Origin of the sequence: Anaerocolumna sedimenticola (genome assembly GCF_009931695.1) — a bacterium.
GTDB classification, from domain to species: Bacteria; Bacillota; Clostridia; order Lachnospirales; family Lachnospiraceae; genus Anaerocolumna; species Anaerocolumna sedimenticola.
Genome location: NZ_CP048000.1, coordinates 591,559 through 604,688 on the forward strand (window position 1 = coordinate 591,559; position 13,130 = coordinate 604,688).

The window sequence follows — 13,130 nt, forward strand, 5'->3', positions numbered from 1 at the left end:
TACATTTCAAAAAATTTGATACTCCGAACGAATTCCATATTGACTTTACACATGCGTCATAGTTTACACTTATTTCAAGGAGGTAAAACTATGGCGTATTTTAGTTTATTATATGAAACAAAATTGAGTGAAGATAAGATAAAGGAATCTGCAAAAAAACAGCGATTGTTAAAGGGAGTAACAGATCAGAAACGTAAATTTGAAATAATCGGCAGTAAAATGGTTGAAATAACGGACAATTCGGATCAGTACAGCAGCAAAGTACCTGCCTTTTTTAAAGATTTAAACCTGGATCAGGTTATTGAAAAAATAGTATTAGAAGATACAGACCGTATACTAACCGAGACGTTCTATGGATTATTGCAGAATAAAGATGAGATAACCTACAGACAGGACATATTTAAAGATCTTGATAAGCCTGTTGTATATCAATCTATTATGGATTTTTACAGTTCTATTAGCCAGGTAAATCAGTTTATTGATTATTCCGAAAAAGCCAATCATACCATTCAAACCTGTAAATACAGGTTAGATGCCATGTGCCTTTATTATGAAAGTATCCTGCAGCTGGTTGGGAAAACTTCAAAATATGTTGATTCAACCGGATTAAGGAAATTGCACTCTCTGCTAAAGGATTATTCGGAAAGTGATATATTTCTGGAATTAAAAAACGTAAGTTTTTCGTTAAAAGAAAAAATTGAAAGTATTCACTATAATTTAACCGTACTACCTGGTAAAATACTGCTGCATTATAAAAAAGAAGAGAATGATTTCAGCGAGAAATTAAAAAATGTATTTTTTCCTGATGTGGAATATCATAATGAAATTCTTTTTTTCCGGCAGGTTACATTAACAGATTTAGAATTAAAGATTGCTGATATCTTATATAAAAAAGAAAAGGGGTTATTTATGGAATGCTCTGCATTCACCGCAAATCACTCTGATTTTAGGGATTCTCTGATAATTCAAATACACCGGGAGCTGAAATTTTATATTTCCTGCCGGACATATATTAATACCCTAAAGTCAAAGCAATTTCCTTTCTGCTATCCGGATATTGTAAATAATCGCGGTATTGAACTAAAAGGAATTTATGACCTTGTAATGGCTTACAAATCCAAAATAAATACGGACATTATAGCAAATGATTTATTATTGGACAAATCCCATTCCGGTGTTTTCATTACAGGTGCCAATCAGGGCGGCAAAACAACATTTGCACGATGTATCGGACAGCTTACTTATTTTATGTTAATAGGGTTGCCGGTTCCCGGCCTCTCTGCCAGACTCCCAATATACAATGGAATGTTCACCCACTTTTCTACAGAAGAAAACGCGGAAACCGGTAATGGAAAATTAAAAGAAGAGTTATTGCGGATAAAAGATATGCTTTTCTATACATCCGGAAACAATAATCTCTTTATTCTAAATGAATTATTCTCATCAACTACCACACTGGATGCTTTTGATATGAGTAAGCTGTTAATTCAAAAATTAGCGGAAACTGATTCAGTAATTATCTGTGTTACCCATATTCCCAGTCTGGCTGCTTCCTGTAAAGAAATGCTTAGCTTAGGTACCGAAACGGGCAGCAGTGAAAAAAACCGGCGGACCTACCGGATTATCCCCAAAGAAGCCGAACCCACTGCTTATGCGTCAGATATCGCCAATCAATATCAGTTGACATATAAACAGATTAAGGAGGTATTAGAGTATGAAGGTTAACATTTTATACTTCAATGAAAATAACATTGTTAACAAATCCGGCTCCGCTAAAGATAAGTTTATCCGTGATTTAAAATTAGACCTGATACTGGATGCTATTGCTGAGGACGATACTTACCTTAGGACTCTTTTTAAGAAAATATTTCTGAATCCATCCGTTAATGAGGATGAAATTAATAACCGTCAGGAAATTCTGAGAGAAGCAATGCATTATCCACAATTTTTTAAAGAAGCCTATCAATTATCCACAGAAGCTATCAGTAATACAAACATCTGCAGTGAGACTTCCCATCCCAGATATAACAAAATGATTCCCGTATCCAAAAAAGTGCTTACACAAAGTGAGATTGCTTCCATAAACCTCCGCCATCTCGGACTTTTCAATCACTTAATGTCTGATTATATAAATTCATTTTCATCCCCTTATTTAAATGAATTTATTACGATGACATTAAAAAACTATACCCGGGATTTTCTCCAAAAAGCAGATGAATTATTAAATGAATTACTGGATTTAAAATTCCATTCGGAAATAGTAATCGGAGGCCATCCGGGATTTGGCCTCAAGTTAAGAGAGGTACGGCTGCACACTATTTCCAATTCAGAAAAAATTACAGAAAAAACCAAGTACCCAAAAAAAGGGAATGAAGATGCCATCATATTACTTGACAATCAGACATTAATCAATAACAGCGAGGAAATAACTAATTCCTGTTTGGTATGGATTCTTAAAACATTAAGTGATTTTAACAATGAAGCAAATAATTTTTTTGAAACCGTACGGGAAATGTTTGGTTTCTATTCAGGTGGGGTGAATCTCTTTAATAAAATTACAAAAGCAGGCGAAGCCGTATGTTTTCCGGAATTTATTTCGGTAAAAGGTTATGAATTTACCGGCTTAAAAGACATAGGATTAATATTGAAAAAGGAGGCAGCCGTCATAGGAAATTCCGTTTCATTTTCCGGGAAAAATTTATGTATCATAACCGGGGCTAATCAGGGAGGTAAGACAACATTCTTAAGAAGTATCGGATTAGGACAGCTTATGGCACAATGCGGTTTATTTGTAACTGCTTCTTCTTTTTCCTGTTATAGATACAGCGGAATATTCACCCACTTTCCCGATGAAGAAGACAGGGAACTTAAGACCGGCCTGTTAGAACAGGAATTACACAGGCTTCATGATCTGATTCCCCATATGAAAAAAGACAGCTTATTATTAATGAATGAAACTTTCTCTACTACAACCGAATACGACGCCAGTTATCTGGCTGAGCAGATAACAGCAGCATTTCGCAGCTGCGGCCTTTTGACCATCTTTGTTACTCATCTTTATCAATTTGCCCATAAACTATATACAGAAGCTCCGAAAGACTGTATCTTCTTTCGTGCCAATAGAAACAGTGATGGATCGAGAACATTTACATTGGAAACCGGAGAGCCGGTTAAATCCAGTTATGCTTTAGACTTATATCATGAGATTTTAGGTTAAAATTGTTTATAAAGATAAACTTCGGACCAATTTGGCCCGAAGTTGTCTAATTCCTTTCCTTACATGATGTCTTTATCTTCCAGATACTCAAGCAAGAACAGAATTGCCAATGCCTGACCATACGGCATTGGTTTTATTTCAATATTTTTGTAGAATTCTTTTGATTCTCTGCCCATTGGGGTACCATAGGAAACCTGGTTAACGATACCATCCTCTGTAATGTTATTCAGTACTGCATCCAATGCTTTGTATGCACATTGTTTATACGTATCATCAATATACCCCAAATGTGCAGCTCTTAGTATACCGTAGCAAAATCCACAAGTTGCACTGGTTTCCAAATAGGAATCCTGACTATCTATGATAGTATGCCACATTCCTGATGGTTCCTGAAATTTCTTCAAAGCCGAAACCTGCAACTGCAGTGCTTCCAATAAATATCTTCTGACACTTTCTTCACAGTTTCCCATATTAATAAACTCCGGTATTGCTATCGTTACCCAGCAATTACCTCGTCCCCATAATGCTTCTGAAAAATTATGATTTCCGCAAAATGTCCATCCATGAAACCAAAGCCCTGTTTTTTTGTCCGTAAGGTATTTAATATGCAGCAGAAATTGATATTTTGCTTCTTCTATGTATTCGTTATTCTTCGTGATACGCCCATAATTGGCAAGAAACAGAACTGTCATTACCAAAGTATCATCCCATAATTCCTGTTCATTTACCGTATCTGAGGTGATATGCTGAAACCCTCCCTCTTTTGTCTTGGGAAGTTTATTCATAATCCACTGTGCCCACTCATCACATAAAGAAAGATAACTATTGTTATTTGTATATTCAGCGATATAGGATAATGCAAGCATTGGTGCACAGGTATTGATATTCTTGGAAGGGAGCCCCGTCTCAATCTGCTCATTATAATACTTTATAAGCATATCCAAATACTTCCTGACATGGGTTCTATCGAATAGTATCCATAATCCAAACAAGCCTACCCCTTGAGTCCATTCCCAGTACTGATATTTGCGTATATCATCACCAGCTAAATTATTCGTTTTCATATTGGATAGAAAAGATGCATCCTCCTCATAGAGAACCTTTTGAAAACTCAATATTAGCTTATTAAGTTTATCATTTATAATATTTAACCTGTCGATTGTCATCTAATAACTTCCTTTCAAAATTTTCAAATTTACCTCTCTATCTGCATATCCATATAGAAATAATGTATATCCATCCTTTCCAGCCACATCTTAGGATATCTTTATCGTAATCTTATAACGCAACAATATCTACGCTTTTTTTGTCATTATTATGATTTATATTGCATTATTTGCTTTTTTCTCTTATAATTAATGTATACCTTAGAAAAGAAGGAATTATTATGCTGCTTGAAAATATCGTTTTATATGAAAAACATCATCTAATGGAAATTAATACTCCGGAAGATAACTTTTATTATTTTTTTGATTATGATGAACGTTCTTACACAATAAATATGGAATTCCAGCACTTTCATCAGTTTTATGAATTTTTTATTTTATTAGACGTGTCAGCGAATCACCTAATCGAAGGTGATATCTATGATCTTCAGTTTTTGGATATTGTTGCGATAAAACCTTCGGTATTACACAAAACCCAGTACCCCATGGCGGACCCAAAAAACGTTTGATCATTAATTTCTTATTTCCTATGGATACTGCAGGTTTAAGTGATGACATTAAAACTCTGTTTACTATATTTGATAAACCGGTGCCAATCTATCGTTTTATTGGGCCCTGTAAAGAGCAGATATTTGGTATTCTGAATGATATTTTTCGTCTGACCAAATCAGGTAATACCGGAATCAACTCTCTTCTTATTCATAACAAATTCATAGAATTTTAACAAAAGTTTATTTATTTCAAAATCAGAATACTTATGTTGTCCACTCCTCTGTTGATAACTTAACAAATAAGGTATATTCCATTACCGCTTATATTCATGAGCATTATAAGGAAGATTTATCTCTTGAATTTCTGGCAAAGAACTTCTATATCAGTAGTTACTACCTGTCACATCAGTTTAAGAATATTACGGGATTTACCTTGAATAATTATATCCAAATGACCAGAATTCGTAATGCTCAGCAGTTGCTTCTGACAACAGATATGAATGTAACGCACATCTCTGAATCCTGTGGCTTCTCCAGTTTTTCTCAATTCAACCGTACTTTTAATAAATATTGTGATGCTTCTCCTACAAAATACCGTGCATGCAAAGGCTTGAATTCAATGAAATCAATTAAACGTATTGATTAGCACCTTAATTACTTCCATAATGAATTCATTCTTTTTATTAAGTATGAATTCGAAATGTTTTTATTTCATAAGGTTTTATGATAAAAGCAAGGGAACCATCTTTCCATTCAAAGTTCTTTTCTGCATACTCTTGTTCCATAAGATTACACTCAGTAATATCATGATATTGGAAATGAATTAATTTTACGTTCACCTTGCAGCGTCTGCCATATGCCTCGTATATACGCAGTATGATATCCTCACTGTCTTCTGCTTTCTTAACAACATCAATCATAACATTTTTTTTATCCACTTCCAGCATGGACCATACCTGGTTGGAGGCAGAATGTTTTCCCTTAGCTAAAAGTTTGGTATACACAGGGCAATTAAGATCATATGCTTCCTGTATGACTCTACCCTCTCTGAAATCTCCCATATGAGGAAGCAAAGAGTATGTGAACTGGTGCAATTCCTGATCAGCATCCGGATTAGGAAATACTCCCGACTTTATCAAGGTTAATCTCATAACAGATTCATTTATGTCATAACCATATTTACAGTCGTTAAGCAAAGCCACTCCATAACCGTCCTCTGAGAGATCCGCCCATTTATGGGCACATACCTCAAATTTTGCCTTCTCCCAGCTTGTATTACGGTGAGTTGGCCGTTCAACATTGCCGTACTGGATTTCATAAACTGCCTTTTCTGTCATTATATCCAAAGGAAAAGCCACTTTAAGTAATAGCTGAGATTCCCTCCAGTCAACTTCCGTCTTAAAATCAATCCTTTTTGATTTTGTATATAAAATAATATCCTGTTCAATAGTAGATTCCATGAATTTACGTACAATATTGATACAGGTTCGAACCGGGCCATTTTCTGATATAGCAATACATTTCAAATTAGACACTATCCAGGATTTCTCTGTATAGGTAGAATCAATATTCCATGCATCATATTCAGCAGGTCGATCCTCATAAACAATTAATTGATTTGCATTTCTACCCTTTTGAATAAGCTCTCTTTCTGACTCTTTATCATAAAGTGAAACAAATTCTCCATCTTTATTTAATCTGATGGAATAAAAAGGCGTATCTATTGTTTGTAATTCCTTTATTATGATTTTCTTGCTATTCGCATCACAGTTTTTTTCACCAATGGATGCCTTACTTTTCTGCTTTTTCTGAAGCTTTAAAGTACGATATCCCTTGGAGGGTATTTGCTTGATAAACAAGAGAAAATTACCCTGTACGGTCTTTTGTAATGGGACCAATTTGTCATCCTGCAATACCTCATATTCAAACTCCTGAGGTTCTTTTCCGAGTTCTTCCATAGAGAATTCTGCTATACTGTCTCTTGTAAAACCTGTTTGATTCCATACAATTAGTACGGGATAACTGTCCTCAGACTGTGCTTTCATACTGTCGCATATATTTTTCAAAGACTGATCAATTAATTTTCTATCCAGTGTAAGTATCTCTTCATACTGCTGTTTTGAATCTTCATAGACTTCTTTTATTGAAGATCCGGGAAGAATATCATGAAATTGATTGAGTAAAGTAAGCTTCCATATCTTCTTTAGTTCATGTACTGGATAACTTCTTGTACCACCGTTTACTAAATCCATAATACTAAATAACTCCACATCTTGATTTAGGAACTCACACAGACGGTTATAACGTTTGTTCCTTGCCATGGAAGTATAAGTTCCACGATGAAATTCCAGATATAATTCACCGCACCACTTTGGTATTTTCTTGCCTTTCAATTCTTGATCTATTAATTGAAAGAATTCTTTAACAAATGTCTGCTTTACCATAGGGCAACCAGGTATTCCTTTTTCCAGTCTTCTGGATTCCTCAAGCATCTCAGCAGTTGTTCCACCTCCGCCATCTCCAAATCCGTAACAGGTTAATACCTCCTGTAAGATATCCTTATTCTGAAATCTCTGCCAAGTACCCATTATTTGATTTGCATTTTGGCGGCCGTTATAAGTAGTACTGATTTCAGCATTTTTATTTAGTTCAGGATAAGGTTCGTAGTTCCTGGTAGTGATAAAATAGGTTAAAACTTCCGTTCCATCAATACCTTTCCACATCATAATATCATTCGGAATCTGATTGTATTCATTCCATGCAATTTTGGTGGTCATAAAATATTTAATTCCTGATTTTATTAAAATCTGTGGTAAGGCAGCACTGTAGCCGAATACATCCGGCAACCATAACACTAAATTATCTCCTTTACCAAATTCCTGATGAAAAAAACGTTTACCATATAAAATCTGTCGCACCAATGATTCACCTGAAACCAAATTACAGTCTGCCGCCAACCACATTGCGCCTTCGGTTTCCCAGCGGCTCTCAGCTATTCGGCTGCAAATCTGTGCATATACTTCCGGGCAGTCTTCCTTTACAAATTCATAAAGTTGAGGCTGACTTGACATAAACTTATATTCCGGATATCGCTCCATTAAGTGCAGAACAGTTTTAAAACTTCGGATTGCCTTCTCTCTCGTCTGGCGAAGCGGCCATTTCCAAGCTACATCAATATGGGTATGGCCTATACTGTGTACTGTGACATCCTGCTTTCCACAAATATTTTCATAATAATAGTTGTGGAGGTATTGATCTGCTTCTAAAACGGATTGATAGAAGCTTTCACTTCCAACCCTGCGAAAATCAATCTTATTTACGGTTTCTGCCAGAATACAAATTGTATGTATTCTATCGAGGCAGTCTTCTCTCTGAAGAGATACTGCCTCAAAGGGTACCTTAATATCATAATATAATTTTTCTACATCCCTATGGATAACTGATGCTCTCAGATTCAATATAATTGATGGGGACAAACTATTAGAATATGCATATAACCCGACTTCATAAGTTGTGCCTGCTTCTGCACACTCTGATAAGACCATCTCATGGTGATTCATATCCATTGCACATATCATACTTCCGTCAATATAAGCAATAAACTGTGGATTATCCGTATCCCAAATGTCTGCTGCGCCTGTTTTCAGATTGATTACAACTTCCTTCTCATGGAATACTTGCGGTATTGTAATATAGGTTTTAAAGCAGCAATGATAGTCTTTTCCACCCCAGTGGCTCCCTCCATGAAAAGTTTCCCACTCGTCTGGAGCTTCCAGGATTGTATCCCTATCTCCATATCCCACCTGTTTCATTTTAAAATCATCAATCTGGAATGTATCAGTATAACGCGCTTTATCCAAGGCTTTAACCAGTGTATCTATTCGTTTTATTAAATCATCCATCCAATTATCACATCCAAACTATTGTATTTTCATACACACTCTGTCCTGATATGCCAGACATTATTTATTAATTACCTTATAAGATTCCAGTGTCAAAAGCCATACAAATGATCACATCCGCCAATTTACACACCTACATCTCTACATTAGCGTGATGCGATTGAACTATATTCTGTATCACGAGGTCAAGATATAATATTGTGCAAATTGACGAACCATAATTTAAACTTGGCTTTTGGCACTTGAATCCTTATAAAAATTTATAACACAAGTCAAAATTTTTAATCCAATACTTTAAAAACAATCGTCTTTTCACAAGGTGTATAATCATTAAAATATATTGTATATCCCATATCATTCTTATCTTCACCTGAATAATGACCAGGAAATTCATGTGTCCCAAAACCTGGTCCGACCTGAATGTGATTCTGATTATGAGTAATATTAAGATATCCTTCACGCAAAATCATACCAGAGCCTTTCTCTGCCTGAAAATAAAAATGTTCGTTTTCTAAGATACTTCCGGAAGGCACACAAATATTCAGCCTCAATGGAAGCCGGTCTAAGCCATCCGTTTTCATTTTTAATTGCAAACCATCTTCTAATTCCGTAATAGTGACGGTGATTCCCACTTCACTGTTATGCAGTAATTCTCTTTTTGAGTGGTCCATCTCCCACCAGTCACTAGTACCGTTATAATTTTCGAATGGAAGGTAATACCAGCTTTGAACTGTAGATGACATGGTATATTCCTTTTCATTAACCTCCAGTGTCTGTGGAACAAAATTACGTACTGCGCAGTAACTCTCACCAATTTTCACATAAATCGGTGTTTCCTTTACCTTTAGGAACAGAAAGGCACTGCTATTTTTCAGCAGGGTATATCCAAACTTTTCAGTTTTCACTCTCAAAACTCCCGGATTCGGGTAGAACCTACGATAGTTGTCCAAAAAACCATATCCTTTAAAACGATAGCGCAGCATCGCATCATTCAGCATTAAGATATGCAGGCAATCCGGTGCATCTAATCCCCGCTCTATACTATCTTTTATTATTTTATGTGCCGCTGCATCAAATTCAGGGTTATATTTTAAACTGGTCATATAAAGATACTGGTAAAAATAGATATCCATATATTCTGTTTTCCCCTGATCCTGCCTTGTAGAATTCTGCGTAAAAATTGTATCATCCTGATCTACATAAGTAAGCATCATATGAAGATTACGTTCCACATAACCCAGGTATTTTTCATCTTTACTTTCCTCATACATGGAAATCATCGCATTATTAACAACAGCGTTATAACCTCCGGTGGAACGCTCTGCGTATTGTCCATCCTCGTCACCATCAATTCCTTCAGCAAGATACTCATTTACTCTCGATCTATATTCCTTTGCTTTCGGATCTCCATCTAAAAGGTTCGCACCTTGCATTAAAGCTGCACAAATAGCCCAGCGATGGTTTGGGGTATGAAAGCCACCATTCTTAATAGCCTCCTGTGCCTTACATAAAATAATGAAATATTTTTCTTTTAATTCATTCATCTTATTCTCTGTATCATATTTATTGATAAGACGGTAAGCTGCAATTAATCGTTTATAGCAAAAGGAAGTATCCGGAGCCGATTTAAAATTGCAGGAAGGATAATCAAAACTTCCATCCTCACGTTGGAAATTACTTACAAAATCCAGTGCACGTTTCATTACTTCATAAAGCTCGGGATTATGATAATAGATGCTATCCTTATTCAGATAAACCGCTACGGAAGTAGTAAGAACGTATACTGTCGGTTTTACATCAATGATCGGATTTCTTAAACTTCCAAAATCTTTTCTGTTTACATCCTTTACTTGATTATGCATAAAATTAGTTACCCGTTTTTCAGCTGAAATAATTAACTTTCCAATATATCTATCCATACTGTAGCCTCTTTTCTCTCTTTTCTTATTATTCATATAAACTTTTCTGCCATTGTAATAGTAATCATCCCAATTAAATATACCCGATATAGCACATTTTGTGATATAAAAGTTAAACATAGTTTCTTTTACATACCAAATAAGTTTATTAATTATAATGTAGTGAATCTGCACAGATTTTCTGAACAAAATTCATGGATGGAATAAATCCATAATTATCTCTTATATATTTTTTACTTTTTCTTGTAGCTCTTTGTCATTATAATTAATATCTTCATATATTTCCGGTACAGAAATACCATCAAGTCCTGCCTCTTCCTTACAATAGCTTACTAGATCAGGAATCAAGTAAAATAATCTGGCTTCCGGAAGAAAAGCATGTTTACCTGGCTGGCTGAATGCCATTAGATGTCTATCATCCTCGTATCTGACCTGATTGGTATCAGGCTGAACCATTTTAAGATATTTTCCATGAAAACTTCCTTCGGCGTCTTTCACCGTACCTGCTTTATCTACATAAATCCACAGGTGCTCTAATTCATACAAATGTTGTATATCATAGTCAAACCACATGGCATATTCTATAACAAAATTGATACTGATCCAATCTGCAGTAATTCTCCGTTTTGGAAATGACACACTTGTGTATCTTCCCTAAAAACAGTATATCCTACTGCTGTAATATCAAAGGGGTCCTTTCTATCAAACCATATATATGGTTTGTATTTTACCGCCAGTTCTAATTCAGTCATAAGTGTCTCCATTCTAAGCCCATTCAAAAATATGGGGTTAGTAATCGCCATATTTGTGCAGTCATCCTCGGCTATAAAAAACATCCATTTTACATCCTTTATGTCAAAATCAGAAAATAATCTGCTGTAATCATATTTTTCTTGTAGTGTATTGTTAGGTTCTAACTTGAAACTCAATAACTTATTACCATTGCAATAAATTGAAATCTTCTTAATTGGACGATTTGCCAATAGTTTTAATTTAATATTCACCTTATCAGTTGTTACATGTATCCTATCTCCAGGAATTTTTCCATTAATCTCGGGAATTAATATTGGGCCATTTGTCAAAAAGCTATGTCCCTGCTTCAAACTGTCCAATATTTTTTCCTGTGAAACAATACCGTTCACATATGCATACGTTCTTACACATGCACTTGTAAGATACTCCGACCACTTTTTTAGAATCGGTAAAACATTTTCAAATAATTTATTTAAATAGGCAAGATCAACATCAAGCTCTTTCGGCAGTGATACTTTATCTCTTTTTATTAAGTCGAAAAGCCAGTATAATTTATTAAAATATTCATGATAATCATTACCCAATATATTATGTGTATCACTTCCTGTTGTAGCAGGAATATAACGCCCTTCTTCCAAAAGGTTCTTCCACAAAAGAAAGGCTTCGTAGTTCGTTGAACCCTTAATCATTGGATTAGAACCGTTCCAGATTTCCATTGTTTCAAAAATCTGAATGATATCATTGTAATCATTATTCCACGATATGGATTTACTTAAATCACGCGGATGATTAATCTGCGGTAATCCGCCTAAACTCTTGATTTCTTTCGTAATTCGTATAAATTCATTACGAAGGTAATCATCGGTACGGCCCTCTTTGTTAGGAATGTGATATATAATATCTTCATCAACACCTAATGACATCACATGCCCATTAGAAGTGGATATTTCCTTTGATAGAATCGGGGTAAAGTAATCACTTTTAAACATCCCCCATTCTTTATGATTTAATGTATTATGATGGTCGCTTAATGCTCCAAAGGAGGCCCCCATTGCTACCATAGACTGACACACCTGGGCTGGGCTTTCGTTGACCGGATCGGTTCCTCCATATACCGGACTGCTGTAAATACTATGATGATGCAGATCACCTGAATACCATCCTTCCTGCTTCAGGTTAATTATTGGTATCAATTCATTTTCAAGCTGTAAAGTTTGACTGGTAGATACAGACACAATTGCAGTACTTATCGCATATTCAGAACCTTTTGATATTTCAATGCAATAATCTCCAATTGGAAGAATCGTGTCAAGTCTTCCAGTCCAATCTGTTATCTCACGTATAAATCTTACATCGCCATATACCCTATTATTAGCAGTGTATTTATTTGCTTCTAAAGGAAAAAGTTTTACCTGAGCCGGAACCCCTTTTCCCGTTTTGTCTTTTACGAATATCTTTACTGTGCCTGACTCTGTTACACACTGTTTTGGTATATAATAAAATCCGTGATGATTACACAGTGCCTCCAGCCATTGAATTATATTATATAATCTCTCAAGATCATATTCTCCATCCTTGCCATACTCTTCTGAAGTTGACTCCATTCCTCTTAGGATATTATTTCCGATTGATAATAATTTCGTATATTTAGACATAATCCCTCCATAACACCTTATAAACAC

Annotated in this window: 9 protein-coding genes; 4 read left to right on the top strand and 5 right to left on the bottom strand. The window is 35.3% G+C overall.

Annotated features, from left to right (window positions below; translation table 11 throughout):
- The first annotated feature begins 90 nt into the window (after positions 1-90).
- Positions 91-1,725, top strand: a complete 1,635-nt coding sequence (locus Ana3638_RS02555; protein WP_161836659.1) for a MutS-related protein — start codon at positions 91-93, stop codon at positions 1,723-1,725.
- On the top strand, positions 1,715-3,217 hold the full coding sequence (locus tag Ana3638_RS02560) for a MutS-related protein (RefSeq protein WP_161836660.1): 1,503 nt from the start codon (positions 1,715-1,717) through the stop codon (positions 3,215-3,217). Before Ana3638_RS02555 ends, Ana3638_RS02560 begins: the two co-directional genes overlap by 11 nt.
- A 59-nt stretch (positions 3,218-3,276) precedes the next feature.
- Here the strand turns inward: Ana3638_RS02560 and bglB are convergent, their stop codons facing one another.
- Entirely contained in the window at positions 3,277-4,383 is a 1,107-nt protein-coding gene (bglB, locus tag Ana3638_RS02565) for a beta-galactosidase BglB (protein ID WP_161836661.1), read from the bottom strand.
- 221 nt (positions 4,384-4,604) lie between these two features.
- Between bglB and Ana3638_RS02570 the strand changes: the two genes are divergently transcribed.
- Both Ana3638_RS02570 and Ana3638_RS26995 read left to right on the top strand, forming a co-directional pair.
- Complete coding sequence (locus Ana3638_RS02570) at positions 4,605-4,892, top strand: hypothetical protein (RefSeq protein ID WP_161836662.1); 288 nt, start codon at positions 4,605-4,607, stop codon at positions 4,890-4,892.
- Between the two features lie 307 nt (positions 4,893-5,199).
- Positions 5,200-5,520, top strand: a complete 321-nt coding sequence (locus tag Ana3638_RS26995) for a helix-turn-helix transcriptional regulator (RefSeq protein WP_408609514.1) — start codon at positions 5,200-5,202, stop codon at positions 5,518-5,520.
- A 37-nt stretch (positions 5,521-5,557) separates the two neighbouring features.
- Here Ana3638_RS26995 and Ana3638_RS02580 read toward each other — a convergent pair whose 3' ends face one another.
- From Ana3638_RS02580 to Ana3638_RS02595, 4 genes are all read right to left on the bottom strand, one after another.
- Positions 5,558-8,776, bottom strand: a complete 3,219-nt coding sequence (locus Ana3638_RS02580) for an alpha-mannosidase (protein ID WP_161836663.1) — start codon at positions 8,774-8,776, stop codon at positions 5,558-5,560.
- 281 nt (positions 8,777-9,057) lie between these two features.
- Positions 9,058-10,695 carry a prenyltransferase/squalene oxidase repeat-containing protein gene (locus tag Ana3638_RS02585; RefSeq protein ID WP_161836664.1) on the bottom strand — a complete coding sequence of 546 codons (1,638 nt, stop codon included), beginning with the start codon at positions 10,693-10,695 and terminating at the stop codon, positions 9,058-9,060.
- A 222-nt stretch (positions 10,696-10,917) separates the two neighbouring features.
- Positions 10,918-11,334, bottom strand: coding sequence for a hypothetical protein (locus Ana3638_RS02590; protein ID WP_161836665.1), 417 nt, complete (start codon positions 11,332-11,334; stop codon positions 10,918-10,920).
- On the bottom strand, positions 11,277-13,103 hold the full coding sequence (locus tag Ana3638_RS02595; RefSeq protein WP_161836666.1) for a CehA/McbA family metallohydrolase: 1,827 nt from the start codon (positions 13,101-13,103) through the stop codon (positions 11,277-11,279). Before Ana3638_RS02595 ends, Ana3638_RS02590 begins: the two co-directional genes overlap by 58 nt.
- Between the last annotated feature and the right edge of the window lie 27 nt (positions 13,104-13,130).

Coding starts and splice junctions, on each gene's coding strand:
- Ana3638_RS02570 (WP_161836662.1), top strand. CDS start 4,605: ATGCTGCTTGAAAATATCGTTTTATATGAAAAACATCATCTAATGGAA.
- Ana3638_RS02585 (WP_161836664.1), bottom strand. CDS start 10,695: ATGGATAGATATATTGGAAAGTTAATTATTTCAGCTGAAAAACGGGTA.
- bglB (WP_161836661.1), bottom strand. CDS start 4,383: ATGACAATCGACAGGTTAAATATTATAAATGATAAACTTAATAAGCTA.
- Ana3638_RS02595 (WP_161836666.1), bottom strand. CDS start 13,103: ATGTCTAAATATACGAAATTATTATCAATCGGAAATAATATCCTAAGA.
- Ana3638_RS02555 (WP_161836659.1), top strand. CDS start 91: ATGGCGTATTTTAGTTTATTATATGAAACAAAATTGAGTGAAGATAAG.
- Ana3638_RS02580 (WP_161836663.1), bottom strand. CDS start 8,776: ATGGATGATTTAATAAAACGAATAGATACACTGGTTAAAGCCTTGGAT.
- Ana3638_RS02560 (WP_161836660.1), top strand. CDS start 1,715: ATGAAGGTTAACATTTTATACTTCAATGAAAATAACATTGTTAACAAA.